The 26166-nt window shown below is 58.3% G+C and carries 28 protein-coding genes and 1 riboswitch; of the genes, 11 read left to right on the forward strand and 17 right to left on the reverse strand.

Features of this window, described 5'->3' with window-relative positions; all coding sequences use genetic code 11:
* Nucleotides 1-19 precede the first annotated feature (19 nt).
* The 3 genes from fzlA (at nucleotide 20) to AC2FLB_RS14945 (ending at nucleotide 3877) form a co-directional block, all read left to right on the forward strand.
* Nucleotides 20-685, forward strand: a complete 666-nt coding sequence (fzlA, locus tag AC2FLB_RS14935; RefSeq protein ID WP_496699298.1) for an FtsZ-binding protein FzlA — start codon at nucleotides 20-22, stop codon at nucleotides 683-685.
* 78 nt (nucleotides 686-763) lie between these two features.
* Entirely contained in the window at nucleotides 764-1801 is a 1038-nt protein-coding gene (queG, locus tag AC2FLB_RS14940; protein ID WP_496709533.1) for a tRNA epoxyqueuosine(34) reductase QueG, read from the forward strand.
* Nucleotides 1802-1873: 72 nt separating this feature from the next.
* Nucleotides 1874-3877, forward strand: a complete 2004-nt coding sequence (locus tag AC2FLB_RS14945; protein ID WP_496709534.1) for a hydantoinase/oxoprolinase N-terminal domain-containing protein — start codon at nucleotides 1874-1876, stop codon at nucleotides 3875-3877.
* Between the two features lie 21 nt (nucleotides 3878-3898).
* Here the strand turns inward: AC2FLB_RS14945 and msrA are convergent, their stop codons facing one another.
* The 3 genes from msrA to AC2FLB_RS14960 all read right to left on the reverse strand — a co-directional run bounded on the left by msrA (nucleotide 3899) and on the right by AC2FLB_RS14960 (nucleotide 5826).
* Nucleotides 3899-4408, reverse strand: a complete 510-nt coding sequence (gene msrA / locus AC2FLB_RS14950) for a peptide-methionine (S)-S-oxide reductase MsrA (RefSeq protein ID WP_496709535.1) — start codon at nucleotides 4406-4408, stop codon at nucleotides 3899-3901.
* The gene (gene msrB / locus AC2FLB_RS14955) at nucleotides 4405-4854 is read right to left on the reverse strand and encodes a peptide-methionine (R)-S-oxide reductase MsrB (RefSeq protein ID WP_496709536.1); all 450 of its coding nucleotides are present in this window, start codon (nucleotides 4852-4854) and stop codon (nucleotides 4405-4407) included. The genes msrA and msrB overlap by 4 nt, the downstream gene beginning before the upstream one ends.
* A gap of 93 nt (nucleotides 4855-4947) precedes the next feature.
* Nucleotides 4948-5826 carry a DMT family transporter gene (locus AC2FLB_RS14960; RefSeq protein ID WP_496703193.1) on the reverse strand — a complete coding sequence of 293 codons (879 nt, stop codon included), beginning with the start codon at nucleotides 5824-5826 and terminating at the stop codon, nucleotides 4948-4950.
* Between the two features lie 139 nt (nucleotides 5827-5965).
* Between AC2FLB_RS14960 and AC2FLB_RS14965 the strand changes: the two genes are divergently transcribed.
* Nucleotides 5966-7162 (forward strand): BCCT family transporter, encoded by a 1197-nt coding sequence (locus tag AC2FLB_RS14965; RefSeq protein WP_142640264.1) that lies wholly within the window; start codon nucleotides 5966-5968, stop codon nucleotides 7160-7162.
* Nucleotides 7163-7384: 222 nt separating this feature from the next.
* On the opposite strand, the gene dxs is transcribed toward AC2FLB_RS14965, so the two are convergent.
* The 6 genes from dxs to AC2FLB_RS14995 all read right to left on the reverse strand — a co-directional run bounded on the left by dxs (nucleotide 7385) and on the right by AC2FLB_RS14995 (nucleotide 12641).
* Nucleotides 7385-9313, reverse strand: coding sequence for a 1-deoxy-D-xylulose-5-phosphate synthase (gene dxs, locus AC2FLB_RS14970; protein ID WP_496692643.1), 1929 nt, complete (start codon nucleotides 9311-9313; stop codon nucleotides 7385-7387).
* 16 nt (nucleotides 9314-9329) lie between these two features.
* The gene (locus AC2FLB_RS14975; protein WP_496709537.1) at nucleotides 9330-10196 is read right to left on the reverse strand and encodes a polyprenyl synthetase family protein; all 867 of its coding nucleotides are present in this window, start codon (nucleotides 10194-10196) and stop codon (nucleotides 9330-9332) included.
* Nucleotides 10197-10439 carry an exodeoxyribonuclease VII small subunit gene (locus AC2FLB_RS14980; protein WP_142640258.1) on the reverse strand — a complete coding sequence of 81 codons (243 nt, stop codon included), beginning with the start codon at nucleotides 10437-10439 and terminating at the stop codon, nucleotides 10197-10199.
* Nucleotides 10436-11362 carry a histone deacetylase family protein gene (locus AC2FLB_RS14985; RefSeq protein ID WP_496709538.1) on the reverse strand — a complete coding sequence of 309 codons (927 nt, stop codon included), beginning with the start codon at nucleotides 11360-11362 and terminating at the stop codon, nucleotides 10436-10438. Before AC2FLB_RS14985 ends, AC2FLB_RS14980 begins: the two co-directional genes overlap by 4 nt.
* Before the next feature lie 68 nt (nucleotides 11363-11430).
* Nucleotides 11431-12132 carry a response regulator gene (locus tag AC2FLB_RS14990; protein ID WP_142640254.1) on the reverse strand — a complete coding sequence of 234 codons (702 nt, stop codon included), beginning with the start codon at nucleotides 12130-12132 and terminating at the stop codon, nucleotides 11431-11433.
* Nucleotides 12129-12641 (reverse strand): MarR family winged helix-turn-helix transcriptional regulator, encoded by a 513-nt coding sequence (locus AC2FLB_RS14995; protein WP_142640252.1) that lies wholly within the window; start codon nucleotides 12639-12641, stop codon nucleotides 12129-12131. The genes AC2FLB_RS14990 and AC2FLB_RS14995 overlap by 4 nt, the downstream gene beginning before the upstream one ends.
* 160 nt (nucleotides 12642-12801) lie before the next feature.
* Here AC2FLB_RS14995 and AC2FLB_RS15000 point away from each other — a divergent pair, with 160 nt between their 5' ends.
* From AC2FLB_RS15000 to AC2FLB_RS15010, 3 genes are all read left to right on the forward strand, one after another.
* Nucleotides 12802-13668 (forward strand): branched-chain amino acid aminotransferase, encoded by an 867-nt coding sequence (locus AC2FLB_RS15000; RefSeq protein WP_496709539.1) that lies wholly within the window; start codon nucleotides 12802-12804, stop codon nucleotides 13666-13668.
* Between the two features lie 125 nt (nucleotides 13669-13793).
* The gene (locus tag AC2FLB_RS15005) at nucleotides 13794-14744 is read left to right on the forward strand and encodes an AraC family transcriptional regulator (RefSeq protein ID WP_496709540.1); all 951 of its coding nucleotides are present in this window, start codon (nucleotides 13794-13796) and stop codon (nucleotides 14742-14744) included.
* 109 nt (nucleotides 14745-14853) lie between these two features.
* Nucleotides 14854-15219 carry an SPW repeat domain-containing protein gene (locus AC2FLB_RS15010; RefSeq protein WP_496692648.1) on the forward strand — a complete coding sequence of 122 codons (366 nt, stop codon included), beginning with the start codon at nucleotides 14854-14856 and terminating at the stop codon, nucleotides 15217-15219.
* A gap of 104 nt (nucleotides 15220-15323) precedes the next feature.
* On the opposite strand, the gene cobO is transcribed toward AC2FLB_RS15010, so the two are convergent.
* From cobO to AC2FLB_RS15035, 5 genes are all read right to left on the reverse strand, one after another.
* On the reverse strand, nucleotides 15324-15923 hold the full coding sequence (cobO, locus tag AC2FLB_RS15015) for a cob(I)yrinic acid a,c-diamide adenosyltransferase (protein WP_496709541.1): 600 nt from the start codon (nucleotides 15921-15923) through the stop codon (nucleotides 15324-15326).
* A 56-nt stretch (nucleotides 15924-15979) separates the two neighbouring features.
* A complete protein-coding gene (locus AC2FLB_RS15020; protein WP_142640242.1) occupies nucleotides 15980-16915 on the reverse strand; it encodes a DMT family transporter in 936 nt (311 codons plus the stop codon).
* A gap of 54 nt (nucleotides 16916-16969) precedes the next feature.
* Nucleotides 16970-17632, reverse strand: a complete 663-nt coding sequence (locus AC2FLB_RS15025; RefSeq protein ID WP_496702828.1) for an HD domain-containing protein — start codon at nucleotides 17630-17632, stop codon at nucleotides 16970-16972.
* Nucleotides 17616-18716 carry a chorismate synthase gene (gene aroC / locus AC2FLB_RS15030; protein WP_271951712.1) on the reverse strand — a complete coding sequence of 367 codons (1101 nt, stop codon included), beginning with the start codon at nucleotides 18714-18716 and terminating at the stop codon, nucleotides 17616-17618. Before aroC ends, AC2FLB_RS15025 begins: the two co-directional genes overlap by 17 nt.
* A 94-nt stretch (nucleotides 18717-18810) precedes the next feature.
* The gene (locus AC2FLB_RS15035) at nucleotides 18811-19251 is read right to left on the reverse strand and encodes a 6,7-dimethyl-8-ribityllumazine synthase (protein ID WP_496694617.1); all 441 of its coding nucleotides are present in this window, start codon (nucleotides 19249-19251) and stop codon (nucleotides 18811-18813) included.
* A gap of 128 nt (nucleotides 19252-19379) precedes the next feature.
* A riboswitch (FMN riboswitch) is annotated at nucleotides 19380-19525 on the reverse strand.
* A 54-nt stretch (nucleotides 19526-19579) separates the two neighbouring features.
* Here AC2FLB_RS15035 and AC2FLB_RS15040 point away from each other — a divergent pair.
* Nucleotides 19580-20194 carry an FMN-binding negative transcriptional regulator gene (locus AC2FLB_RS15040; RefSeq protein WP_142640234.1) on the forward strand — a complete coding sequence of 205 codons (615 nt, stop codon included), beginning with the start codon at nucleotides 19580-19582 and terminating at the stop codon, nucleotides 20192-20194.
* 13 nt (nucleotides 20195-20207) lie between these two features.
* On the opposite strand, the gene AC2FLB_RS15045 is transcribed toward AC2FLB_RS15040, so the two are convergent.
* A complete protein-coding gene (locus AC2FLB_RS15045) occupies nucleotides 20208-20651 on the reverse strand; it encodes a c-type cytochrome (RefSeq protein WP_496692653.1) in 444 nt (147 codons plus the stop codon).
* Between the two features lie 485 nt (nucleotides 20652-21136).
* On the opposite strand from AC2FLB_RS15045, the gene petA reads away from it, so the two are divergent.
* The 3 genes from petA to AC2FLB_RS15060 are packed head-to-tail and all read left to right on the forward strand — an operon-like array spanning nucleotide 21137 to nucleotide 23867.
* Nucleotides 21137-21721, forward strand: coding sequence for a ubiquinol-cytochrome c reductase iron-sulfur subunit (gene petA / locus AC2FLB_RS15050; RefSeq protein WP_142640296.1), 585 nt, complete (start codon nucleotides 21137-21139; stop codon nucleotides 21719-21721).
* An 11-nt stretch (nucleotides 21722-21732) separates the two neighbouring features.
* Nucleotides 21733-23064, forward strand: a complete 1332-nt coding sequence (petB, locus tag AC2FLB_RS15055; RefSeq protein ID WP_142640230.1) for a cytochrome b — start codon at nucleotides 21733-21735, stop codon at nucleotides 23062-23064.
* Nucleotides 23065-23081: 17 nt separating this feature from the next.
* On the forward strand, nucleotides 23082-23867 hold the full coding sequence (locus tag AC2FLB_RS15060; protein ID WP_142640228.1) for a cytochrome c1: 786 nt from the start codon (nucleotides 23082-23084) through the stop codon (nucleotides 23865-23867).
* 79 nt (nucleotides 23868-23946) lie between these two features.
* Here the strand turns inward: AC2FLB_RS15060 and mtaB are convergent, their stop codons facing one another.
* Nucleotides 23947-25203, reverse strand: a complete 1257-nt coding sequence (mtaB, locus tag AC2FLB_RS15065; RefSeq protein ID WP_496709542.1) for a tRNA (N(6)-L-threonylcarbamoyladenosine(37)-C(2))-methylthiotransferase MtaB — start codon at nucleotides 25201-25203, stop codon at nucleotides 23947-23949.
* Nucleotides 25200-26042, reverse strand: coding sequence for a diaminopimelate epimerase (dapF, locus tag AC2FLB_RS15070; protein WP_496703180.1), 843 nt, complete (start codon nucleotides 26040-26042; stop codon nucleotides 25200-25202). Before dapF ends, mtaB begins: the two co-directional genes overlap by 4 nt.
* Nucleotides 26043-26166: the final 124 nt, after the last annotated feature.

Here is a 26166-nt window from a genome sequence, read left to right on the forward strand (position 1 = left end):
CTGGTTCGATTGGAAGCCCATGGCGCGTTTGTTTCATGTTCCCTTGTCCCCCTTCTGCCGCAAGGTGCGCCTGTCACTGGCGGAAAAGAAGATTGAGGTTGAATTGGTCGAGGAGAAATACTGGGAGAAAGATCCCGATTTCCTGCGCCGCAACCCGGCCGGAAAAGTCCCGGTTCTGCGTCTGGACGGAAAGATCATGTCCGAAAGCAACGCGATTTGCGAATATATTGAGGAAACCCGCCCAGAACCTGCCCTGATGCCCAAAACGCCCGAGGCGCGATATGAAGTGCGCCGGTTGGTATCCTGGTTTGATGACAAGTTCCATCACGAGGTGACATCCAAACTGGTTTATGAGCGCGTGAACAAGAAAGTTACCGGTCAGGGCTATCCTGACAGCAAAAATGTCAAGCAAGGTGCCAAGGCCATCAAATATCATCTGGATTACATGGCCTGGTTGCTGGATCACCGCCGTTGGCTGGCCGGGGATCAGATGACATTGGCCGATTTTGCTGCTGCGGCGCATCTATCGGCGCTGGACTATATCTCGGACGTAGATTGGAATCGGTCTCAGGCAGTCAAAGACTGGTATGCCAAGATCAAATCCCGACCTGCTTTCCGGTCGATTCTGGCGGATCAGGTTCCTGGGTTCAGGCCGCCCACCCATTACGCAGATCTGGATTTCTGATAGGGTCACGTAAGGGGGGCAGTCTGCCCCCAATCGCGCCTTGAGACGCGATTTCCCCCCAAAGGTATTTAGGGCCAGATGAAGAGCGGATCGGGTTTAAAGGGTAAGTTGGTGGCGCAGGCGCTGAGCGAGGGCTTTGTGTCGTGCCGTATTTGTCGCCCGTGGGATGTCCCCCTAGTGCCCGACCGGCTTGAGGCGTTCCTGCAGGCCGGATATCACGGGCAGATGGAATGGATGGCCGAACGGACCCATTGGCGGGGCGATCCGGCAGCGCTCTGGCCTGAGGCGAAATCGGTGATCATGTTGGCAGAAAGCTATGCGCCCGAACATGATCCAACCGAGATTCTGGACCACCCCGAGAAAGGGGCGATCTCAATCTATGCGCAGAACAAGGACTATCACGACCTGGTCAAGAAGCGGCTCAAAAGGTTAGCCCGCTGGTTGATAGCCGAGGCTGGTGGCGAGGTGAAGGTCTTTGTCGATACCGCCCCGGTTCCGGAAAAGGCCTTGGGTCATGCTGCGGGGTTGGGATGGCAGGGTAAGCACACCAATCTTGTAAGTCGCGATTGGGGAAATTGGGCCTTTATAGGGTCTGTTTTTACAACTCTGGACCTACCTTCGGATCAAGCAGAGGTGGATCACTGTGGATCCTGCCGGGCCTGTTTGGCCGCCTGTCCGACAGACGCATTCCCGGCGCCTTATCAGTTGGACGCGCGGCGCTGCATTTCTTACCTGACAATCGAACACAAGGGTCCGGTTGATGAAGACCTGCGCGCGAAACTCGGCAATCGGATCTATGGTTGCGATGATTGCCTTGCCGCCTGCCCCTGGAACAAATTCGCAGTCACGGCCAGTGACATGCGCTATGCAGCGCGTGAGGATCTGAAGGCTCCTCGGCTGGCGGAATTGGCTGGCCTGGACGATCCGGAATTTCGAACGAAATTCTCGGGTTCTCCGATTAAGCGGATTGGACGGGACCGGTTTGTGCGAAATGTGCTGTACGCCATTGGCAACTCGGGCCTGCAGGGGTTGATACCGATTGCACAGGATTTGACAGAGGATCCGGATTCAGCCGTGGCAGATGCCGCGCGCTGGGCGGTCAAACAACTCTCCTAGGTGCCGCAAACAGGCTGGACGTGTCGGTGCAAACCGCTAAACCCAATCACAGCGAACAGGAAGGAGAACCCGATGGCGCTGGCTTTGGGGGTTGATACAGGCGGAACCTATACGGATGCGGTGCTGGTCCGGGATGAGACTGTGGTGATTGCTTCAGCCAAATCTCTGACAACACGAGCTGATCTGGCGATTGGCGTCGGCAAGGCGATTTCCGCGGTTCTGACGCAGGCTCAGGTGTCGCCCGAGCAGATCTCGATGGCGTCGCTGTCAACGACATTGGCCACGAATGCGCTGGTCGAAGGGCAGGGTGGCCGGGTTGCCCTTGTCTATATCGGGTTCAGGGAAGGAGATCTGGAAAAGCATGGTCTGCGGGATGCTTTGAAAGGGGATCCAGCTTTGGTTGTGGCGGGCGGTCACACGCATGCAGGAACAGAGGCCAGGCCATTGGATGTTCAGGCGATTGAAGCCTTTTTAGACTCTAATCCAGGGGTTTCAGGTTTCGCTGTGGCCGGTCAGTTCGCCACCAGAAACCCGGCGCATGAACTTGAGGTCGCCCGCATTATTACTGATCGGACGGGTGCGCCGGTGACATGTTCGCACCATCTGTCGGCCAAGTTGAATGGCCCAAAACGTGCGGTGACAGCGGTATTGAATGCACGGTTGATTGGCATGATCGACCGCTTGATCGGACGGGCACAGGATCAGCTTGTGACGCTAGGTATTTCAGCGCCAATGATGGTGGTTCGCGGCGACGGAGCGTTGATGAGCGCCGAACAGGCGCGGGATCGACCGATTGAAACGATTTTGAGCGGCCCTGCGGCCTCGATCGTCGGGGCGCGCTGGCTAACGGGAGCCGAGAACGCTCTGGTATCAGATATCGGAGGTACCACGACCGATGTCGCCTTGATCCGGGATGGCAAGCCCGCCATTGATCCCGAAGGTGCCAGGGTTGGCGGCTTTCGCACCATGGTGGAGGCCGTCGCAATGCGGACCCACGGGTTGGGCGGGGACAGTCAGGTACATGTTGTAACCGAAGGGCTGGGCGGCGGCATCTTCCTGGGACCGCGCCGTGTTTTGCCCGTATCTCTGATCGCGTCAGAGGCGCCCGACGAGGTTCACACGGCCTTGGATGCGCAGTTGCGAGCCCCAACCGTGGGTGAACATGACACCCGGTTCGCACGTCTGGTACCGGGTGTTCATGCCGAAGGTCTGGGGGCAAGGGAAACCGCCCTAGTGGATCGTTTGGGGCAGAAGGTCCTGCCGCTGTCCGATTTGCTTAAAACGCGGATGGAGACAGGCGCACTTACTCGTTTGGTGGATCGTGGAATCGTTCAGGTATCCGGCGTGACACCTTCGGATGCCAGCCATGTTCTGGGCCGTTTGGATGCCTGGGACGCAGAGGCTGCACGCAAAGCGCTGGAACTGGTGGCGCGAAAACGGATTGGCACCGGTGATATGCTGGCTGCAACACCGGATCTGTTGGCGCAGATGATCGTTGATCAGTTGACCGAACAGACCTCTTTGACCTTGTTAGAGACCGCTTTCTCAGAAGAAGCCGAGGAGTTCGGCGTTCCGGCACCCGATCTGGCCCGGCATGTTTTGACGCGGAAAGGTCTGGCCGGGCATCGCGGTTTGGTGGCGCTGGACGCGGCACTGAATGTGGATGTGATCGGTCTTGGGGCGTCGGCCCCCAGCTATTACCCCGCAGTCGGGGAAAGATTGCGATGCCGCATGATTTTGCCGGAACACACGGGCGTGGCCAATGCGATTGGAGCTGTGGTTGGCAGGCTGACACTGCGCCGGGCCGGGACCGTCACCGCGCCATCCGAAGGGCGGTACAGGGTGCATCTTGAAGACGGGCCTCAGGACTTTAGCGATTCTGACGAGGCGATGGCGCTGCTGGAATCCATCCTGAGGGCTGAGGCGGAAGGGGAAGTGCGCGGGGCCGGTGCCGAGGATATCCGAGTGATCGTCGACCGGGATATCCGCACCGCCCGTATCGAAGCGCAGGAGGTCTTTGTTGAGGCATTGGTCACCGTCGAGGCCAGTGGAAGGCCGCGGGTGGCGTCTGACTAGCCCCTGATTCGGGCCTAATCCTTACTCGGCCGCGTCGCGTTTGGGCAGAACCCAATCCGGGCGCGGGAAATGGCAGGTATAGCCGTTCGGGATGCGTTCAAGATAATCCTGATGCTCGGACTCGGCCTCCCAGAAATCGCCAACGGGTTCCAGCTCGGTCACGACCTTGCCGGGCCAGATACCACTGGCATTCACATCGGCAATGGTGTCCAGGGCGACCTTTTTCTGGGCGTCATCGACATAATAAATGGCCGAGCGATAGCTCATCCCCATGTCGTTCCCTTGCCGGTTCACCGTAGTCGGGTCATGGATCTGAAAGAAAAACTCAAGCAGATCGCGATAGGTGGTCACGGTAGGATCGTAAAAAATCTCGATCCCCTCGGCATGGGTGCCGTGGTTGCGATAAGTGGCGTTGGGCACGTCTCCACCTGTATATCCGACGCGAGTGCGGGACACGCCCGGGCGTTTGCGGATCAGATCCTGCATGCCCCAAAAGCAGCCCCCGGCAAGAACGGCGCGGTGTTCGGTCATTCGATCTCCTCCACATGAATCAGGAATTCGCCATAGCCTTCGGCTTCCATCTGATCGCGATGGACGAACCGTAATGAGGCTGAGTTGATACAGTATCGCAGCCCGCCATGTTCGCGGGGGCCGTCGGGAAATACATGCCCCAAATGGCTATCGCCATGTTTCGAGCGAACTTCGGTCCGGATCATACCCAGCGAGGCATCGTGAACCTCTTCAACATGCTCAAGTACGATCGGCTTGGTGAAACTGGGCCAGCCGCAGCCGGATTCGTACTTGTGCGCCGAGGCGAACAAAGGCTCGCCCGAGACGATATCCACGTAGATGCCGGGTTCTTTGTTATTCAGCAGTTTGCCAGTTCCGGGCCGTTCGGTGCCGCTGTTTTGCGTGACGTGGTATTCCTCGGGCGACAATGCGGCGATGGCCTCAGGGGATTTGGTGTAACGGGTCATGGCTCCTCCGGTCGCTTTGGTGGTTCGCTTTATAGATGGGGTTTGGCGGCGGAAAGCAAAGGGGGTTTTGCGTTCCTCGCGCTTATGTGTGGGTCAGGCCGGTTTTGCAGCGGGTTGGCGGGACAGTTGCACCGCCAGAATGCCCAGTGTTGTGATAAGAACCCCGACCGCATCCAGCGGCCCCAGTTTTTCGCCCAACAAGATCGCGGCGATGGTGACACCAAAGACCGGGTTGAGAAAGTGAAACGTGGCCGCCCGGGTTGCGCCGATCCGATCCAGCAGCAGGAACCAGATGAACGTGGCCAGAAGGCCGGGAAACAGAGTTGTATAGGTGAAGGCCAGGACCAGCGGCACCGTCAAGTGGATATGAATCGTTTCGAATACCGGTGCTGCAACAAACAGAATGGCCGATCCGACCAGCATCTGTAAGCCAACCACCATCATGAAATTCCCGCCCGATGTCGCCCCTCGCACTGCGAGCGTGGCAAATGTCAGCGCAAGCGCTCCAATGCCACAAAGCATGACGCCGAACAGATCAACGCCGTCGCCGATCCGACTGCTCATGATCAGAGCAACACCGGCGAACCCGGCACACAGGCCGACAATTCCAACTGGCCGTAATCTGTCGCCCATAAACAGCCAACTGGCCAAGGCAACCAGCAATGGCATGGTCGAGGCGATGATTGCGGCAACAGAGGCCTCGATTGTTTGCATCGCATAGAAGTTTAGGCCCAAATAAAGGGCATTTTGACATATCCCGAACAGGATGGTGGCATACCATTGTGACCGCGTCAGCCGCCAGCTTTGGCCCATCGCCCGTGCAATCACGACGCCAATCAAACCCGAGATCAGAAACCGCAGAGCCAGGGAAAACAACGGCGATGCGTCCGCCACGATGATCCGGGCCGAGGTGAAGGCCGAAGACCAGATAAACGCAAATGTCAGCCCCATGGCCATTGCGCGAAAATCCATCGCGACCCCCTGTTCAGATTTTCGCGCACTGTTGACCGAATAAGCGCGCACCGCAAGCAGTGCTGTTTTTATTGATTGATCAGCCAATAAACTATAACAGCGTCATGAACTGACATTAATGGGAGGATTGTCGGTGCTATTGGAGTACATACTATCATTTGGCGTCTTGCTGGCGTTGGGCCTTGTTGCCTTCTTTGTGGTGAAGTGGTGGAATCTGCGGATCGTTGGCGTAACGCCGGTTCATCTGTTCACCTTCATCGCGATTCTGTTCACATCCGGGTTGGATGTCGGCCTGATCATGTTTCCGCTGACCGAATTCGGCGGCTATGCCGAAGACCCCGCCTATGCGTTTGCCAACCCACTGGCGATCGAATTCGGGTTCTGGGGCTTTCTGATCTGGGCGTTCTACTTTCTGACCGCGTTCTATTTCTGTGTCATCGAGCCGCGCGTGAAGTTCTTTGAAATCCCACTGGTCAAGCTGATCAACAATGTGGTCATCATCGGCACCTGCGCTTTCACCGCCAGCCTGTTCCTGATCTACCTGCCCGGCTACCTGCCCGAGGTCGGAGACGGCGAGTCAGTGGTCACCACCTTCTATGTCATCGTGTTTGTCGTCATTCTGGCAGCGGCCTATTCTTCGACCGACCTGAAATACGTGCGTATCCTGTCGGTGGGCTCGACCTTTTTGTTCCTGGCACTGATCCTGGGCATGTGGGTTGCTGCGGGCATGGGCGTGAATGGCTTTGTGGAAACCGGAAGCAATGTTGGTGCCTATTTCACCAACCTGCACAAGTTTGTCCTGCCGCTGACAGATTATCACGCCTTCTACCTGTTCTGGTGGTTTGCCTGGTCGATCATGATCGGCCAGTTCACATCTCGCTTTGTAGGTGGGCTGAAGACCTGGCAACTACTGGCTGCTCTGCTGATCTTTCCGTCGATCCCTTTGGCGATCTGGTTCACCGTTCTCTACTATTACCACCTGAACGGCATCAGCACCGCAGGCATCACCAACATTGCGATGGTGATTGTGGGCGTGACCTTCGTGATCAACTCACTGGATTCGTTGATCAGGCTCTATACGGACAACCTGAACATGACAGTCGCCCGCTTTGGTAAAGCGATCTATGTGGCGGGCAATGTTGTGCTGCTGTTCGTCCTGACCTTGCTGTTCCAAAGCCAGTGGTTGCAGATCCAGTGGATCGGTGCAGTTGTTGTCGGCCTCTATCTGGCCTGTGTGGTTTATATCCTGATCACCAAACGCAAAGAGGTGCTGAGCATAACTGGGATGCCCGAAGACCGTGATCTGGATTTCCACAAGGTCGAGACGGTTCACTGATCAACATCGACAAAAAGCTAATACGGGCGCTGAGGCGCCCGTTTTTTTGGCCGGCACTGTGTAAGCAATGCAGAAAGAGTCAAAAAGGCGAAACAAAAGCGACACGTGTGAAATCACAAACTTGCAATATCTTTTACTTATGTTGGTTTAGTTCAATCTTCACTCACTGAAGAGCTATCTTGAGGCACGCTCTTCCTTGGAGTTGATAACCTTAATGGTCCCTCAGGCGCGTTTTTCACCAATCGTGGCCACACCCAGAACAGACAGGACCTTGGCCTCGATCTGTTCGGCATTCATACCGGCAACCGCATACATATCCGCCGGGTTTGCCTGATCAATGAAGATATCCGGAAACACCATCGAGCGGTATTTAAGGCCCTGATCAAACACACCCTCATCGGCCAGTAGCTGCGCCACATGGCTGCCGAAACCGCCAATCGCACCCTCTTCGATGGTAATCAGCGCCTCATGATCGGAGGCCAGATTCAGGATCAGGTCGCGGTCCAGCGGTTTGGCGAAACGTGCATCGGCGATGGTGGGGGTGATGCCGCGTGCGGATAAGGCCTCGGCGGCTTTTTGTACCTCGGCCAAGCGCGTACCGAAAGACAGCAATGCCACACGCGCGCCCTTCCGAATTATCCGGCCTTTGCCGATTTTAAGCACTACACCACGCTCGGGCAGGTCCACGCCCACGCCTTCACCGCGGGGATAGCGGAAGGCGATCGGGCCTTCGTCGTGGGCGACGGCGGTGGCCACCATATGCATCAGCTCGGCCTCATCTGCGGCGGCCATCACGACCATGCCCGGTAGGTTGGCCAGATAGGCAATGTCAAACGATCCGGCATGGGTCGCCCCATCAGCGCCCACCAGACCAGCGCGGTCGATGGCAAATCGCACGGGCAGGCGCTGAATGGCCACATCATGCACGACCTGATCATAGCCGCGCTGCAGGAAGGTCGAATACATGGTGCAGAATGGCTTCATCCCGCCCGCAGCCAAAGCCGCCGAGAACGTCACACCATGCTGTTCCGCAATCGCTACATCGAAACAACGTGACGGGTAGCGTTCGGCAAACAGGTTCAACCCGGTTCCATCGGGCATGGCGGCGGTGACGGCGACGATCTTGTCGTCCCGCGCGGCTTCTTCCACCAGGGTCTTGCCGAAGACCGACGTATAAGAGGGCGCGTTTGACGGCGCCTTCTTTTGCTCACCCGTCACAACATCGAATTTCGCGGTCGCGTGACCCTTGTCGCGGGCCTGCTCGGCGGGGGCATAGCCCTTGCCCTTTTTTGTCAGCACATGGATCAGGATCGGGCCGGTGGCCCGCGTCTTGACCGTGCGCAGCACCGGCAACAGCTGATCCATGTCGTGTCCGTCAATCGGGCCGAGATAGGAAAAGCCCAGTTCTTCGAATAAAGTACCCCCTACGGCCATGCCCTTGAGCATTTCCTTGGCGCGTTTGGCGCCTTCGCGGAACGGTTCCGGCAACAAGGACACCGCGCCCTTGGCGGCGGCCTTCAGATCGTGGAACGGTTCTTCGGCATAAATGCGCGACAGATAACTGGACAGGGCGCCAACCGGCGGTGCGATGCTCATTTCATTGTCGTTGAGGATAACGATCAGGCGCTTTTTCAGGTGGCCCGCATTGTTCATCGCCTCAAACGCCATACCCGCCGACATCGAGCCATCGCCGATTACCGCAATGGCATCGCCCAGACCTTCGGGCGTCACGCCACCCAGATCGCGCGCCACGGCAAAGCCAAGGGCAGCACTGATCGAGGTGCTGGAATGCGCCGCGCCAAACGGGTCATAGGGGCTTTCGCTGCGCTTGGTGAACCCGCTCAACCCGCCGGGTTGGCGCAGGGTACGGATCCGGTCGCGCCGCCCGGTCAGGATTTTATGCGGATAGCACTGGTGCCCGACATCCCAGATGATTTTGTCACGCGGCGTATCGAATACCGCATGCAGCGCAGTGGTCAGTTCCACCACGCCCAGACCCGCACCCAGATGCCCGCCGGTGACCGACACGGCCGAGATCGTCTCGGCCCGTAATTCCTGCGCCACCTGATGCAGCTGCGCGTCCGAAAACTGCCGCAGGTCGGCCGGGCGGTTCACAAGATCCAGCAGAGGAGTGTTCGGGCGGTCAGACATATGGCGCGTTCCTGGCTTAGCTGTCCCGGGCAATAACGAAGCGGGCGGCGTCCTTCAAGGTTTCAGCCGACGCGCCATAGCCTTCCAACGCGGCGCAGCCCTGTTCCACCAGCTCCGCGGCACGGGTTCTGGCGGCGTCGAGGCCCAGCAGAGACACAAACGTGGCCTTTCCCGCCTCGGCATCCTTCTGAAGGCGCTTGCCCGCAATTTCGGCGTTACCCTCTATATCCAAGATGTCATCTGCGATTTGAAAAGCAAGACCAAGGGATTGGGCATATTGGCGCAAGGGCGCAAGATCAGCTTGGGCCAGACGCGCGCCGGCGCATGCAGACCACTCGATCAGCGCTCCGGTTTTTCCTGCCTGCAAATGGGTGATTTCTTCCAGCGTCAGCGGAGAGTCTGCCGATTCCGCCGCGATATCCAGCGCCTGGCCCAGCACCATGCCCTGCGCTCCGCTTGCCTGCGCCAGAGACAAGGCCAATTCCGCGCGAATTTCGGCGGGGCCAATTTCGGGACGGGTGCAAAGTTCGAATGCCAGCGTCTGCAACGCGTCGCCTGCCAGAACCGCGATGCCCTCATCCCATTTCACATGAACTGTCGGGCGCCCGCGACGCAAATCGTCGTTATCCATGCAGGGCAGGTCATCATGCACCAGAGAATAGGCGTGCAATGCCTCGATCCCCGTGGCAGGCCAGATCGCACGCGCTGTATCCACATCATGCAGCCGCGCGCTTTCCAGCACCAAAAACCCGCGCAGACCTTTGCCGCCTTGCGTGGCATAGGCCATCGCCTGTGTCAAATCCAGATCGTCCAGCGCGCCCAGAACCAGATCAAAATGGCCCTGAATCAGCGTTGCATCCTGCGCCAGTCTTTCGCGAAACATTTACTGACCTTCGACAACCGTCGTCCCGGTCGGTTGACCATCGGCGTCCAAGGTGATCGCGGCCACTTTTTCCTCGGCCCGCTTCAGTTCATCCTCGCAGCGTTTCTTCAGCGCTGCACCCCGTTCATACAAGGCGATGGACTGGTCCAGCGCCACATCGCCACGCTCCAGCTGGCCGACAACGGCCTCAAGCTCTTTCATCGCCTGTTCGAATGTCATCTGGTCAACGGGTGTATCTGTCATCGGGCTGCCTTCATCAACTCTTCCACATGGGCACGTGTGGCCTCGGCCAAGGCTTTCAGATCATACCCGCCTTCCAAAGTCGAGACGATACGTCCCGCGCAATGCTCATCGGCAATCTTGCACAATTCGGCAGTGATCCAGGCGAAATCTTCGGTGGCCCAGTTCAGATTGGCCAGCGGATCATCCTGATGGGCGTCAAACCCGGCAGAGATTATGATCAGCTCGGGTTTGAAGGCGCGCAGTCGCGGGAAAGCCAATGTTTCATAGGCGGCGCGCATCTTGGCGCCGCCGGTTCCGGGGGACAGTGGAATATTCAGGACGTTTTCAAAGGCGCCGGTCTCGTCGGCGCGGCCTGATCCCGGCCACAAGGGCATCTGTTGGCTGGTGATCACCAACGCGCGCGGCTCATCCCACAGCAAATCCTGCGTGCCATTGCCGTGATGCACATCGAAATCCACCACAGCGACGCGGCGCAGACCGTGATGATCCAACGCGTGTTTCACCCCCAATGCGGCGTTGCCGAACAGGCAGAATCCCATGGCGGTTTCATTCTCGGCGTGATGGCCGGGGGGGCGAATGGCACAGAACGCATTTGGGGCTTCTCCGCCCAGCACTAAATCCACGGCTTTTACCACAGCCCCTGCAGCCCTATAGGCCGCATCTACAGATCCCGGCGACATGAATGTATCGCCGTCCACTTGCCGGAATCCCTCTGTCGGGCGACTTTTGCGGATGTCGCGAATATGGCTTTCGGGGTGAATACGCAGCAGGTCATCATCGGCTGCAAGCGGCGCGGTCACACGATCCAGGTCCAGCCTATCCAGCGCATGAAGGATATGTTCCAGTCGCGCGACTTGTTCCGGATGCCCCTCGGGTGTCACGTGCCCAAGACAATCCGCATGGGTCAAAAGGGCAGTTTTCATCACAATCCCCTGTTCATCTGGTCAAAATACCTTCGCCGAAGGCAAAGAACCGCCACGCAGCGGCTCAATCAATCCGGTGCCAGCATGTACCCGGCCCCGCGCACGGTCTGCAGGTACCGGGGTTGTTTCGGGTCTTGCTCGATCTTGCGTCTCAGCCGTGTGATCTGCACATCCACGGCACGCTCCTGCGCCTGACCCTTATCACGGCCCAGATCCTCGACCAGCTTGGCGCGACTGATAGGGGCGCCGGGTTGGGCCGAGAAGATCTTCATCAGCTGGCTTTCCGTTGCGGTTAGGCGGACCGTTTCTTCGCCCCGCCACATCTCACCGCGCTCAACATCATAGCGGATCGGGCCGAGATGCAGAATCTTGGTTGCGGCATCCTGTGCCGGGGTTTCCGGCATCCGGCGCAGGATCGCATTGATCCGCAACAAAAGCTCTTTGGGCTCGAACGGTTTGGCCAGATAATCATCGGCCCCCGCCTCAAGCCCGGCGATACGGTGTTCGGTTTCGCCCCGCGCCGTCAGCAACAGGATCGGGGTGGTGTGGGTCTCGCGCAGGGCTCTGGTCAGGCTGACACCATCTTCGCCGGGCATCATCACATCCAGAACGATCATGTCGAAATCCAGCCCCGACAGCACCCGACGTGCATGGGCCGCATCCCGCGCCGCGGTCACCAGAAACCCGTTTCGCATCAGGAATTTCTTGAGCAGATCGCGAATACGCTCGTCATCGTCAACGATCAACAGATGGGCGTCCATATCACTCATGAGGTCGTATCCCGCAATTTGGTATAGGCATGACGCATATCAGCATCCATCATTGCTTCAAGCACTTTGCGAAACCCAGACACCGCTTCTGGGCCTGCGTCCTTATAGGCCGCGCGCATCCGCACGCGCTGGGCCTCGGACAGCCTGGTTTCAAGCGCCCTCCCGGCTTCGGTCAGAAACAGGTGCCGTTCGCGCTTGTCCACTGTACCGACCCTGCTTTCGACCAACCCATCGTCAATCAATGTCCGAAGGACCCGGTTCAGAGACTGTTTTGTCACTCCTAGAATAGCAAGCAGGTTATTGACGGTCGTCCCCGGCGCGCGATTTATAAAGTGGATAGCACGGTGGTGTGCCCGCCCATAGGCCAGCTGTGTCAGAATGCGATCCGGGTCCGCCGTGAACCCGCGATAGGCGAAAAACATCGCCTCGATCCCCTGCCGCAGCTGTTCATCCGTAAGAAACAACAGGCTTTCTCCGCCAAAGGCCTGGGCGGGGCGGGTATCTGACATATTCTGCCTCATTCGTTACACAGGTCCGAGTTTATGTCAGCGTTGTTGACATTCCAAGAGCGGACAGGTATCGAATCGCAGTTTTTGCGCAACTTTATGTCCACTTCGGACCTATATTGCGCAATAACCGGAATATTCAACCCAGGCAGGGAGGTTTCGCATGGCGGGGTATGATGATCGTGACGGTGTCATCTGGATGGATGGAGAACTTGTGCCCTGGCGCGAGGCGAATGTCCACATTCTGAGCCATGCGATGCACTATGCGTCTTCGGTCTTTGAGGGCGAGCGGGCCTATAACGGCAAAATTTTCAAAAGCCGGGAGCATTCTGAACGGCTGGTCGCCTCGGCCGAGGCGCTGGACATGCCGATGCCCTATACGATCGACCAGATCGAAGCGGCAAAGGAAGACGCGCTGAAGGCAAGTGGCTTGCAGGACGCCTATGTCCGTGCGCTGGTCTGGCGTGGTTCCGGCGAGGATATGGGTGTGGCTTCGGCCAAGAACCCGGTCCGCATGGCCGTAGCGGTCTGGCCCTGGGGTGCCTATTACGGCGACGCCAAGATGCAGGGCGCCAAGCTGGATATCGCGGAATGGAAGCGGCCCAGCCCTGAAACCATCCCGGTCCATGCCAAGGCGGCCGGGCTGTACATGATATGCACCATTTCCAAGCATAAGGCCGAGGCCAAGGGCTGCTCGGATGCGCTGTTCATGGACTGGCGTGGTTATGTTGCCGAGGCGACCGGGGCGAACGTCTTCTTTGTGAAGGACGGCGAAGTCCATACCCCGCTGGCCGATTGCTTTTTGAACGGCATCACCCGTCAAACCGTGATCCAGATGCTTAAAGACAAAGGCATCAAGGTGCATGAGCGCCGCATCAAGCCCGAAGAGATGGCCGATTTTGAACAATGCTGGCTGACCGGTACTGCGGCCGAGGTCACGCCTGTGGGCCAGATCGGCGACTATACGTTCGAAGTCGGTGACCTCACCCGCGAAATCGCCGCAGATTATGAGGCGCTGGTCCGCGCCTGATCGCAGATTTGAGACAGATAGAGCCCCCGCGATTTTGCGGGGGCTTTTCTTTGCCGTTCATTCGCAATTCATTGCAGATCGTACAGGTAACTGGACGAACGCATGGCGGGGTGTAGGTTACGGTAATGTTAGACCTTCTCAGCGATATCCTCACCCGTCTGTCCTTGCGCGGGACGTTTTACTTCCGCACTTCTTTTACGCCTCCGTTCGGAATTCAGGTTCCAGCCTTTGAAAACGTCGCCCGGTTTCATTTTGTTCAACGGGGTGAACTTCATGTTTTCGTCTCTAATACAGGGGAAACTCTGCGTTTGAAGCAGGGTGATCTGATCCTGATTCCCCATGGTACGGCCCATGCGTTGCTGTGCAACGAAGTCAAGCCGTTGGACGCTTTGCCTCTGGAGCAGGTGCTGGAAGATGCGGGTTACACGGGGGATGGGGTTTTGATCTATGGCGGAGAGGACAAAGGTCGTGACACGCAACTGATCTGCGGCCACTTCTCGTTCACCGGCCCTCCGGGTCGACAAGGTACCGGGCATATGTTGCTGGATCGGTTGCCGCCTTACATCCTGATCGAGAATTACGGTGAAGAGGCTGGGGCCTGGTTCGAGTCCACCCTGCGCATGATCGGATCCGAGGTCAGCGGCACGCGTATCGGTGGCGACCTGATCGCGTTGAAACTGTCCGAAGTGCTGTTCGCGCAGGCCATCCGTGCTTATCTTGAACATCAAAGCCCAAGTGACTCGGCCCTGGCAGGATTTGCAGATCCGCGAATTTCACGCGCGCTGACCGCGTTTCACCGCGCACCAGCGGTAGAATGGAGCGTTGAGACCCTGGCCCGAGAGGCCGCTATGTCCCGCACGGCCTTTGCCCAGCTCTTTGCTGAAAAGATGGGGGCCACGCCCATGCAATACCTCACCGATTGGCGGATGCAGATCGCCTGTCAGGGATTGGTCGAAAGCCGCTGGAACGTTTCCGATGCGGCGGCCGAGGTGGGGTATGCCTCTGAGGCCGCGTTTTCCCGCGTGTTTAAGAAACAGATCGGTCTGTCACCGGCGGCTTATCGAGCCATGCATTGATCCTCCATCATTCTGAATGATCTGCAAGGTTTCATGGACGATCCAGAATTAAGCGTTCGACCTACTTGTCCTAGTTTGAGATCATCTCAAACAAGGAAAGGAAAATGCAATGTCTCTCCGTTTCGTTACCCGCAATATTCATGCCTACCTCGATTACCCGGTTGCCATCGCCCTGATGGCGCTGCCGTTTGTTCTGGGATTGGGTCAGTCCAATCCGATGGCCCTGTGGCTGTCGGTTGTGACCGGCATTGCAGCCTTTGTCCTGACCGTATTGACCGATCATCATCTGGGGATTTGGAGGGTATTGCCTTATCGCGTCCATCTGGGCGTCGATCTGCTGGTCGGGGTGGTGTTTCTGGCGGCACCCAGCCTGTTTGGGTTCCAGGGTCTGGATGCGATATTCTACTGGCTGAACGGCGCGGCGGTGGTGGCGGTCATCTCGCTCAGCGCGCCAGAGCAAGAGGCGTTTGCTTGAACGGGCACATGCCCTGACGCCTCGATACCATTGCTTCCCACTCGGAAAACAAAGCCGCCCGTTCAAACAACGGGCGGCTTATCGCGGTGACCTTGATAAAGCGCTCAGAAATCTACGCCGCGCTGGGCTTTGATCCCGGCTTGAAACGGGTGCTTTTCCTCGGTCATTTCGGTGACCAGATCAGCATAGTCGCGCAGTGGTTCTGGCGCATCGCGGCCGGTCAGGAACACGCTGGTCTTGTCGGACCGCGCCTTGAGCCCGTCGATCACCTGATCGACGGTCAGATATTCATAACGCAGGGCAATATTGATCTCGTCCAGAACGACCAGATCATACTCACCGCTCTCCATCAGCGCGCGCGCCCTGTCGAAGGCCGCATTGGCAGCGGCGATATCGCGCTCGCGGTCCTGGGTGTCCCAGGTAAAGCCCTCGCCCATCGTGTGCCAGGTGACCAGATCGCGCTCTTCAAAAAACCGCCGCTCGCCGGTTTTCCACTTGCCCTTGATGAACTGGACCACGGCAACCTTTTGCCCCCAACCCAGCGCGCGGATCACCACACCAAAGGCGGCCGAGGATTTGCCCTTGCCCTTGCCGGTATTGATCAGCACCAGACCGCGGCCCGGATCGACGGCCTCAGAGACCTTTTTGCGGTGCTTGGCCTGCACCTGCTGCATCTTTTCTTTGTGATCCTGCGCGTCGCTCATTCGGGCACCTCTGTGATTGTTGGGCCCAAACTAGGGCAAGTTTGAAAAAGGTAAAGTCACGCTTTGTGATCGGTCAGGGACCGAGCCTTGCCGCGTTCCAGCCCCAGCTGGTGTTCGCGCCAGATCACGACCACATTGCCCGCAATCACCAGCGTCGCACCCAACAGGATCGCAAGCGTCGGCAGCTCATCAAACCAGATATAGCCGATGAATATGGCAAACAGCATGGTGGTATAGTCATAAGGGGCCAGCATCGAGGCCTGACCAAAGCGATAGGACGAGGTGACCAGAATCTGTGCAACACCGCCGATCAACCCCATTATGATCATAATTAGAGCCTGATTAAGCGTCGGCATGGTCCAACCCCAAAACGCGGTCAGAGCTGAAAGCAGGGTAGCGGTCATCGAGAAATAGAACACGATCGCGGCCGGGTGATCCACCTTGACCAGCTGCCGGATGTGGATCTGAACAAAGGCACGGGCGAGTGTGGCCGCCAGCACGCAAAGCGCCCCGATTGTGGCTGCCATCTCCATCTGGGTGGTGCCCAGCCTGGGCCAAACCATAATCAGCACGCCCAACAATCCCAGCGCGACGGCACCGATGCGGATCATGCGAATGCGCTCGCCCAGAATCAGCGCGGCCAGAATCAGGGTGAAGATCGGGGTGGCATAGCCAATCGCGGTGACCTCGGGGAGTGGCAAGAGGCTGAGACCCGTAAAAGTCAGACCCATGGCGCTGGTGCCCAGAACGCCGCGCCAGAAATGACCCATCGGCTTTTTGACCACAAAGCCCTGCGCCAGCTCTCCGCGCCAAAGCAACCAGGCAATGATGACGGGAATGGCGAAGAGCGACCGGAAAAACACCAGTTCACCGGGGGGGAAGTCCTCGGACAGTGCTTTGACCAGCGCCGACATTGAGGTGAACAGAACCAACGCAGCCAGTTTCAGGCCCACGGCAAGCATGGGTCGGTGGGAAGTCAGGGATTGTGCCATTGGCCGGGAACCTGAGCCTTTGACTGCGAAAGATCAACGATTGGATTGTACCAATCAGGCAGATTTCCACGTGTCGGGCAGGGGTTGGCCGATCTCTTCGCTGAACGCCTCAAGAAACCGGATCATCCGTGCTACACGCGCCTGTGCCAATTCGCGCCCGTTGGGCGTCAGCATGTCTGCCGGCAGGCTCAACAGTTTGACCTTCCAGTGGTCAATCGAGAATTGCTGATCGTTCAGATCACGGGCGCGGGCAAAGGCATCCTCGGCGTCATACAAGTCGCGCCCCAATGCGCCAGCCACTACGAAGGTGCGCGCAATGCCGATGGCCCCCAGTGCATCAAGCCGATCTGCATCGCGTAGGAAGCGGGCCTCGGGTGTTTCTGGCGGTATCCCGGCCGAGAAACTGTGTGCAGCAATGGCGTGCTGGATGGCGTCGATCTCGGGTCGTGAAAACGTCAATTCCTCCAGAATAGGCTCTGACTCGGCAGCAGACCGGCGTGAGGCCAAGTGGCGGTCAGGGTCATCTTTGGGCAAGTTGACTAGGTCATGAAGATAGCTTGCCGCAAGCAGAACCCGAATATCTGCTTGCGTGTCCGCGATGGCCTGTACATTGATCCAAACGCGATCCAGATGCGCCAGATCATGGGCAGGATCTGTTTTCATGCGCTGTGCGACGATGCCGCGCAGCCGGGTGCGCAGCTCAGCCGATATGGCCACGGTTCTCGCCGATCTGACCCCGGTGCAACAGCAGGTGGTCAAGGATTACGCAGGCCATCATCGCTTCGCCAACCGGAACCGCTCGGATGCCGACGCAAGGGTCATGGCGGCCTTTGGTGATGATCTCGGTCTCTTCTCCGGATTTGGTGATCGTTTTGCGCGTGGTCAGAATCGATGAGGTCGGTTTGACCGCAAAGCGTACGACTATATCCTGCCCGGTCGAAATCCCGCCCAGTATGCCGCCTGCGTGGTTCGAGCTGTATTGCGGGCCATTCTGCCCCATGAAAATCTCATCGGCATTGGCCTCGCCCGTCAGTTCAGCGGCGGCCATGCCTTCGCCGATCTCAACACCTTTGACTGCGTTGATCGACATCATCGCTGCGGCAAGATCAGTGTCTAACTTGGCATAAACTGGCGCACCAATCCCGGCAGGGACACCTCGCGCAACGACCTCAACCACTGCCCCGACCGAATTGCCGGACTTGCGTAACCCGTCTAAATAGGCGGCCCAATCTTCGGCGGCTGTCGCATCGGGCGTCCAGAATGGGTTCTGTTCAATCTGTGACCAATCGAAATTCGTGCGGTCGATCTTGTGCGGGCCAATCTGAGTCATGTACCCGGTGATCTGGACATTCGGCGCGATCTGCTTGATGGCTTCGCGGGCCAGGCCCCCGGCGGCAACGCGCGAGGCGGTTTCGCGCGCCGAACTGCGGCCACCACCACGATAATCGCGGATACCGTATTTTTGCCAATAGGTGATATCAGCATGGCCCGGGCGGAATTTTTCCATGATATCGCCATAGTCTTTTGACCGCTGATCGGTGTTCTCGATCATCAGCTGGACCGGAGTTCCGGTCGTCTGCCCTTCGAACACGCCGGACAGGATTTTCACCTGATCGGGCTCGCGCCGCTGGGTGGTGTATTTATTCTGTCCTGGTTTACGCTTGTCCAGCCAGTGCTGGATCACCTCTGCGTCGATGGTCACCCCCGGCGGGCAGCCATCAACAGTGGCACCCAAGGCGGGCCCGTGGCTTTCACCCCAGGTGGTGACGCGGAAAAGATGGCCAAAGCTGTTCATCGACATAAGGCGTGCTCCTTCTGAGCATCGTGATTAGCGGGCAAGGCCCGTAGCCTCAAGCGGATTTGCGGTTGGGGCGCAGCACCCCAACCCTTTCCGGTCAGGCCGCCGAGGACAGCTGCGTCCGCATGGCGGTGATTTTCAACGCCGCCTGTGCCGCCTCGCGCCCCTTATCCACGAAATGCGCGCGGTAGATGGCATTGTGGTGGTCCGTCTCTTGATACTGGTGCGGCGTCAGCGAAACAGACAGAACCGGAACACCGGTATCCAGACCTGCGCGCATCAACCCGTCGACCACAGCTTGCGCCACGAAATCATGCCGGTAGATGCCGCCATCCACCACAAAGGCCGCGCAGGTCACAGCTGCATAGCGCCCAGTCTGGGCAAGATCGCGGGCCAGCAGGGGCATTTCGAATGCACCTGGAACGTCGAACACGTCCACTTGATCGGCGGGTATCAATTCCAGAAACCCGTCGAGTGCACGGTCGACAATATCGGCATGCCAGCTGGCCTTAACAAACGCATAGCGGGTGTGTGTCATCAAGATCTCCTTCCGGTTTGGTGGTCTGCTGGCGGTTGCGAAAACCGGTTCCCACTTTTCGCTGCCAGCACGACATGACACGTCACCCAAGGCGATCACGAGCAGGCGCGCGGGGTTACCGGCACACTGCACGTTCTCTTTCATCCGGACTGTAACCGTCGGCTCTGGCCTCTCACCAGATCTGCTGACACCCCGAAAAGGGGCCGCTCGCGGGCTTACGGGTCATCGCCCGCATACCGCCGGTGGGGAATTCCGCCCCGCCCTGAGAACGAGGCGCACCTTGCCAATAGGTGCGCGGTTCTGCAAGAGCTTTTGCAGGAGGACCGCCATGCACCCCAATCCCGCCTTCCGCGCCGAGGATCGTGACAGTCATATTGCTTTTGCGCGCGAGCGCGCATTTGGTGTTTTGGCTTTGTCAGCGGACCAGGGGCCTTTGCTTAGCCATGTGCCGTTTCTGTTGTCAGAAGATGGCGCAGAAGCCTCGCTGCATCTGGTGCGGTCCAATCCGATCGTCCGGGCATTGAATGAACCGCGCACGGTTCGAATCGCTGTATCGGGGCCTGACGGATATATCTCGCCCGACTGGTACGGGATTGAGGATCAGGTGCCCACTTGGAACTATGTGGCGGTGCACCTGACCGGAACGCTTTCGCTTCTTCCGCAGGACGCGTTGCGCGATTTACTCGATCGTCAGTCGGATTTTTATGAGCGCCGGTTGAACCCCAAGCCACCCTGGAGCGCCAGCAAGATGAGCGCGGAGGCTCTGGACAAGATGATGCGCATGATTGTGCCCTGCAAATTGCAGGTAGATGACATTCAGGGCACCTGGAAGCTGAACCAGAACAAGCCGGACGATGTCCGTCTAGCCGCCGCAGATCATGTGGCGGTAGACGGGTTCGGAAGCGAGACCACTCACCTCGCCGCGCTCATGCGGTCTAGGTGAGCGGACGGGCTGGTCAGTTGCTGAAGGTCGCCAGATAAGCGGCGACATCCTCAGCCCCTTTTTTCAGTTTGACGCTCATGTTCGGACGGGCGGTTTCGTCATCCAGATAATCCCTCAGGAAAACAATCGGGTCCTGCGAATATTCGACGATGTTTTCCTGTGTCCAGACCAGCCCTTCCTGGCCAGCACGGATCATGTCATCGGTGTACATCCCGATTGGTAGGCGTTCGCTTCCGTTCAGGTAATCGGTTTCTGTTCCGGCCACCCGGCCTACAACCCCATAGAGATTCGGCCCGGTGATGCCGCCTTTGACCAGAACTTTTCCATCTTTGATAATTGCATGGCACGAAGAGCACCGATTGTAGAGGCTTTCCCCCTTTGCCGGATCGCCGGCGGCGAAGGATTGCGATGAAAGAGTCAGGGCGAAGGTCAGAGTGGCTGTAAAAAGCTTTGGCATGGAAAAATCCCGCTAAGGTTGGTCCTGTTACAGGCCCTTCGGACATTCCAGCCAAATGTGCAATCGAATTGAGACTCATCTAGTGTGTTGAAAAATATCTATTTTTAACTCATTATTTTTACCAAGGTAGATTCAATCGAAGTGGATTTTTGCGTGGCAAAATCAGGTCAGAATTTTGCAGATTTTCGCCGATCAACAGTCTTCGGTTCTGTGTTGTGAGGGTGTTTTCGTTGCCTGGTTGCCATCCGAATCACTCCCTGTACCACCCGCGCGGCAGGGCAAACCTTCACGGGTAATCCGGCCCATCCCTTGAAAAAAACGCCTTTCGTTGTGACATGAATGCCAAGATGCGGCGTAGTGCGCGCCTATGACCGCTGGACGAACCGATTTCTCCCGGATAGATAGCCGCGATGAGACGCCGCTTTGATGCGGTGCTGATGCATGTTTGCCCGGTATTGCCGGGCGCCGGAATCGGAGAAAACCTCGTGTCCCACGCAGAAGACCACGAAGGCACCCGCAGAGATTTCCTCTACTACGTCGCTGGCGGCGCAGGTGTCGTTGCGACGGGTGCAGCCGTATGGCCCCTGATCAACCAAATGAACCCCTCGGCAGACGTTCAGGCCCTGTCCTCGATCCGCGTGGATGTGAGCGGTGTCGAGCCCGGAACCCAGCTGACCGTCAAATGGTTGGGCAAACCCGTGTTCATCCGTCACCGCACCGGTGTCGAAATCGACGAAGCGCAGAAGCAGGACGCCGATGGCGTGGATGCCCTGCCTGACCCGCTGGCCCGTAACTTCAATCTGAATGCTGATGCACCGGCCACGGATGCAAACCGCGTGATGCCGTCGCCGGAAGGCGAAGCCGCAGGTGCCTGGATCGTCCAGATGGGCGTCTGTACTCATCTCGGTTGTGTCCCGCTGGGCGATGCTGGTGACTTTGGCGGCTGGTTCTGCCCCTGCCACGGTTCGCATTACGATATGGCTGGCCGTATCCGCAAAGGTCCTGCACCTGAAAACCTGCCCGTTCCGCCCGCTGAGTGGACGGACGCCAGCACCATCAAACTCGGCTAAGGGAGACCCAGATGTCCGGAATTCCCCACGATCACTATGAGCCGAAGACAAGTGGCGAGAAGTGGCTGAACAGCCGCCTGCCCATCGTCGGCCTGATCTATGACACCCTGATGATCCCAACCCCCAAGAACCTGAACTGGTGGTGGATCTGGGGCATCGTCCTGGCGTTTTGCCTGGTCCTGCAAATTGTCACCGGTATCGTTCTGGTGATGCACTACACTCCGCATGTTGATCTGGCCTTTGCTAGCATCGAGCACATCATGCGCAACGTGAATGGCGGCTATATGCTGCGATATCTGCACATGAACGGCGCATCGCTGTTCTTTGTCGCGGTATACATCCACATCTTCCGCGGCCTGTTCTATGGCTCGTACAAAGCCCCGCGCGAGGTTACGTGGATCATTGGGATGCTGATCTATCTCTGTATGATGGGCACTGCCTTTATGGGCTATGTTCTGCCCTGGGGTCAGATGTCCTTCTGGGGTGCGACCGTGATCACCGGCCTGTTTGGTGCGATCCCGTTTGTGGGCGACGCGATCCAGACTTGGCTGCTGGGCGGACCGGCTGTGGACAACGCCACGCTGAACCGCTTCTTCTCGCTGCACTACCTGCTGCCCTTTGTAATTGCGGCGCTGGTCATCGTGCATGTCTGGGCTTTCCACACCACCGGCAACAACAACCCGACAGGTGTTGAGGTTCGCCGCGGTTCGAAAGCCGAGGCTGAGAAAGACACGCTGCCCTTCTGGCCTTACTTCGTGATCAAGGACCTGTTCGCACTGGCGGTCATCCTGGTTGTGTTCTGGGCGATTGTTGGTTTCATGCCGAACTATCTGGGCCACCCGGATAACTACATCGAAGCCAACCCGCTGGTAACACCGGCACATATCGTGCCCGAATGGTACTTCTTGCCGTTCTACGCGATCCTGCGTGCCTTTACCGGCGAGGTCTGGGTTGTTCAATTCGCCAGCTTCATCACCGGCGGCATCATTGACGCCAAGTTCTTTGGTGTTCTGGCGATGTTTGGTGCGATCCTGGCTATGGCTCTGGCGCCGTGGCTGGACACGTCGACCGTACGTTCGGGTAAATACCGGCCGATGTTCAAATGGTGGTTCTACCTGCTGATCGTCGACTTCTTTGCCCTGATGTGGCTGGGTGCGATGCCCGCAGAAGAGCCCTATGCGACCTTCTCGTTAATCGCATCGGCCTACTGGTTCGGCTATTTCTTCGTGATCCTGCCGGTTCTGGGTGTCATCGAAAAACCCGATGCACAGCCGGAAACCATCGAAGAAGACTTCAACGCGCATTATGGCAAGGCTGACGCCGATGCCACGCCGGCCGAGTAAGAAGAGGGACCGGAAACATGTTCAAGAAACTTGCAATCGGTGCCGCGTTTGCTATCGCACTCGCTCCTGTCGCGTCTAACGCGGCAGGCGGAGGCGAACAGCATATCGAGGACTTCCAATTCTCATTCGAAGGCCCGTTCGGAACCTGGGATCAACACCAGTTGCAGCGCGGCCTGCAGATTTACACCGAGGTTTGCGCGGCCTGTCACGGCCTGCGCTATGTGCCTCTGCGTGACCTCGAAGCGCTGGGCTATTCGGAAGACGAAGTCACCGCCTATGCGGCGGGCAACTTTGAAGTGTTCGACCCCGAGCTGGACGATTTCCGCCCGGCTAAACCCGTTGACCATTTCCCCGCCAATGATGGCGTTGGCGCACCCGACCTTAGCCTGATGGCCAAGGCGCGTGCCGGTTTCCACGGCCCTTACGGTCTGGGGATCAACCAGCTGGTCAACGGCATGGGCGGCCCGGAATACATCGCCTCGTTGCTGGATGGTTATACCGGCCACGAAAAGGAAGAAGCGGGAACGGTTCTGTACGAAAACACCGCCTTCCCCGGTGGTTGGATTTCGATGGCGCCCCCGCTGTCGGATGAGCAGGTCGAGTTTGCCGATGGCCACGCAAATGACGTCGAGCATATGTCGGAAGACGTTGCAGCCTTCCTGATGTGGACGGCTGAACCGAAGATGATGGAGCGTAAGTATTCGGGCTTTGTCGGTGTTGTCTTCCTGACGCTTCTGTCGGTGCTTCTGTATCTGGTCAACAAGCGTCTGTGGGCAGGCGTTAAAGGTAAGAAGAAACACTAAGCGCCTTTTCTGAAAAGTTAAAAACCCCCGCGCCACTGGCAGCGGGGGTTTTTTGTTGCATGCAGGTGGAAGGGGCGGATCAGGCGCTGAGCTGTGTTGCGGAGCGGCCGGTGATGGTGGCGGTCACGACTTGCCCTTCGGATTGAGCGGTTTTGAACGTGACTTCGGTGAACTGCTCGGTCCGGCCCATATGCGGGTTTTCCATCAGGATGTGATGTATCTTGCCAACCTGGGCGGTCAGGTGCTTGGCAATCTGCACCTCGCCAGCGGCACGCAGACGGGCGGCGCGGGTTTTGATGACATTGCCGTTGACCTGCTGCGGAATGCGGGCAGCGGGTGTACCTTCGCGTTTGGAGTAGGGGAAGACATGCAGCCATGTCAGATCGCAATCGGCAACCAGCCTTAGCGAGTTTTCGAAATGGGCCTCGGTCTCGGTCGGGAAACCGGCGATGATGTCAGCGCCAAAGGTCATCTCGGGGCGCAGCTTGCGGGCCTCTTGGGTAAAGCGGATCGCATCGTCACGCAAATGGCGGCGTTTCATCCGCTTCAGGATCAGATCGTCGCCATGCTGCAGCGACAGATGCAAGTGAGGCATCAGGCGGCGTTCTGTGGCAATGGCCTGCATCAGGTTTTCATCGACCTCGATCGAATCGATCGAGCTGATCCGCAGGCGCGGCAAATCCGGCACCAGTTTGAGGATGCGCATAACGAGATCACCCAGCTTTGGCTGGGCAGGCAGGTCAGCCCCCCATGAGGTCAGGTCGACGCCGGTCAAAACGACCTCATTATAGCCCTTATCGACCAGACGCTTGATCTGGTCCACAACAACGCCCGCGGGGACGCTGCGCGAATTACCGCGGCCATATGGGATGATGCAGAAGGTACAGCGGTGGTCACAGCCATTCTGAACCTGTACATAGGCGCGGGAACGAGTGCCAAACCCGTCGATCAGGTGGCCAGCGGTTTCGGTAACCGACATGATGTCATCAACCTGGACGGCTTCGGTTTCACCAATGAAATCCGCCGCCATGCCTTTCCAGGTTTCGGGTCGCATCTTTTCCGAGTTGCCAATAACGGCATCGACCTCTTCCATCAGGGAAAAGGTCTGCGGTTCTGTCTGCGCAGCGCAGCCGGTCACAATCAGCCGGGCATTCGGGTTTTCGCGGCGCAGTTTGCGGATTTCCTGCCGGGCCTTGCGCACTGCCTCAGCGGTCACGGCGCAGGTGTTCACCACCACCGCATCGGTCAGACCTGCCTGTTGTGACAGCTCTTTCATCGCCTCGGTTTCATAGGCGTTCAGGCGGCAGCCCAGCGTGGTGAATTTGGGCGGGTTCATCCCAGCGACCTTAGGAATTCCGGCGTCAGCAGGCCCGAGAAGACATGGGCCGTGGGGCCGGTCATCCAGACGCCATCGTCGCGCCAGTCGATCCAGATTGTGCCGCCGTCCAACTCGATCTGCACCTTGCGTCCGGTCAGGCCGCGCCGGGCTGCGGCCACGGCGGTTGCACAGGAGGATGACCCAGAGGCCAGGGTGATGCCCACGCCGCGTTCCCACACCCGCATGCGGATGTGATCTGGCCCGATGATCTGCGCGACCTGCACGTTGGTCCGCTGCGGGTAGAGCGGGTGGTATTCATAGCGCGAACCGAACTCTGCCAGCGGGATCGCCTCGGCATTTTCGACGAAAAAGGTGCAATGCGGGTTGCCCATGCCAGTGGCGGTTGGGGCGCCCTCAATCGGCAGCTCCAGCGTGTCCACGTCTTCGGCCAGCGGGATATCCTGCCAGTTCAGCTGCGGCGGCCCCATGTTTACCGAGGTCAGCCCGTCCCCCGCATCGCTTGCGTATAGCGTTCCCCGCTCGGTGGTCAGGGTAAGGGTTTGTTTGCCGGTTTCCTCCATCAGAAACCGCGCGATACAGCGGGTGGCATTGCCACAGGCGGCCGAGGTCGAGCCATCGGCGTTATAGAACACCAGATGCGCATCTGAGGCGCCTTTTTCGATGACGGCGAGCTGGTCGAAACCAACCCCAAACTGCCGATGCCCAATGGCTTGAGCCAAGGCTGGTGTCACCCCGACCTCATGCGCGCGCGCATCCACAATGACAAAGTCATTGCCCAGCCCATGCATCTTCATAAAGGGCAATCCGGTGTTCTGAATTCCTTGCATGGCGGGCATATAACGTTGCTGCGGATGGGAATCCACCCTGTGGCGCAGATTCGTGAAAAAAGGGGTTGACCCCCTTGCGCCACCTGCCTAAGTAGGCCGCCTATCGGGACGCCGTTTCGAAAGAAACTACAGG

The sequence above is a fragment of the Ruegeria sp. CDSA236 genome, from assembly GCF_059611285.1.

Coding starts and splice junctions, on each gene's coding strand:
- fzlA (WP_496699298.1), top strand. CDS start 20: ATGGCGCGTTTGTTTCATGTTCCCTTGTCCCCCTTCTGCCGCAAGGTG.
- queG (WP_496709533.1), top strand. CDS start 764: ATGAAGAGCGGATCGGGTTTAAAGGGTAAGTTGGTGGCGCAGGCGCTG.
- AC2FLB_RS14945 (WP_496709534.1), top strand. CDS start 1,874: ATGGCGCTGGCTTTGGGGGTTGATACAGGCGGAACCTATACGGATGCG.
- msrA (WP_496709535.1), bottom strand. CDS start 4,408: ATGACCGAACACCGCGCCGTTCTTGCCGGGGGCTGCTTTTGGGGCATG.
- msrB (WP_496709536.1), bottom strand. CDS start 4,854: ATGACCCGTTACACCAAATCCCCTGAGGCCATCGCCGCATTGTCGCCC.
- AC2FLB_RS14960 (WP_496703193.1), bottom strand. CDS start 5,826: ATGGATTTTCGCGCAATGGCCATGGGGCTGACATTTGCGTTTATCTGG.
- dxs (WP_496692643.1), bottom strand. CDS start 9,313: ATGTCTGACCGCCCGAACACTCCTCTGCTGGATCTTGTGAACCGCCCG.
- AC2FLB_RS14975 (WP_496709537.1), bottom strand. CDS start 10,196: ATGTTTCGCGAAAGACTGGCGCAGGATGCAACGCTGATTCAGGGCCAT.
- AC2FLB_RS14980 (WP_142640258.1), bottom strand. CDS start 10,439: ATGACAGATACACCCGTTGACCAGATGACATTCGAACAGGCGATGAAA.
- AC2FLB_RS14985 (WP_496709538.1), bottom strand. CDS start 11,362: ATGAAAACTGCCCTTTTGACCCATGCGGATTGTCTTGGGCACGTGACA.
- AC2FLB_RS14990 (WP_142640254.1), bottom strand. CDS start 12,132: ATGAGTGATATGGACGCCCATCTGTTGATCGTTGACGATGACGAGCGT.
- AC2FLB_RS14995 (WP_142640252.1), bottom strand. CDS start 12,641: ATGTCAGATACCCGCCCCGCCCAGGCCTTTGGCGGAGAAAGCCTGTTG.
- AC2FLB_RS15000 (WP_496709539.1), top strand. CDS start 12,802: ATGGCGGGGTATGATGATCGTGACGGTGTCATCTGGATGGATGGAGAA.
- AC2FLB_RS15005 (WP_496709540.1), top strand. CDS start 13,794: ATGTTAGACCTTCTCAGCGATATCCTCACCCGTCTGTCCTTGCGCGGG.
- AC2FLB_RS15010 (WP_496692648.1), top strand. CDS start 14,854: ATGTCTCTCCGTTTCGTTACCCGCAATATTCATGCCTACCTCGATTAC.
- cobO (WP_496709541.1), bottom strand. CDS start 15,923: ATGAGCGACGCGCAGGATCACAAAGAAAAGATGCAGCAGGTGCAGGCC.
- AC2FLB_RS15020 (WP_142640242.1), bottom strand. CDS start 16,915: ATGGCACAATCCCTGACTTCCCACCGACCCATGCTTGCCGTGGGCCTG.
- aroC (WP_271951712.1), bottom strand. CDS start 18,716: ATGTCGATGAACAGCTTTGGCCATCTTTTCCGCGTCACCACCTGGGGT.
- AC2FLB_RS15035 (WP_496694617.1), bottom strand. CDS start 19,251: ATGACACACACCCGCTATGCGTTTGTTAAGGCCAGCTGGCATGCCGAT.
- AC2FLB_RS15040 (WP_142640234.1), top strand. CDS start 19,580: ATGCACCCCAATCCCGCCTTCCGCGCCGAGGATCGTGACAGTCATATT.
- AC2FLB_RS15045 (WP_496692653.1), bottom strand. CDS start 20,651: ATGCCAAAGCTTTTTACAGCCACTCTGACCTTCGCCCTGACTCTTTCA.
- petB (WP_142640230.1), top strand. CDS start 21,733: ATGTCCGGAATTCCCCACGATCACTATGAGCCGAAGACAAGTGGCGAG.
- AC2FLB_RS15060 (WP_142640228.1), top strand. CDS start 23,082: ATGTTCAAGAAACTTGCAATCGGTGCCGCGTTTGCTATCGCACTCGCT.
- mtaB (WP_496709542.1), bottom strand. CDS start 25,203: ATGAACCCGCCCAAATTCACCACGCTGGGCTGCCGCCTGAACGCCTAT.
- dapF (WP_496703180.1), bottom strand. CDS start 26,042: ATGCCCGCCATGCAAGGAATTCAGAACACCGGATTGCCCTTTATGAAG.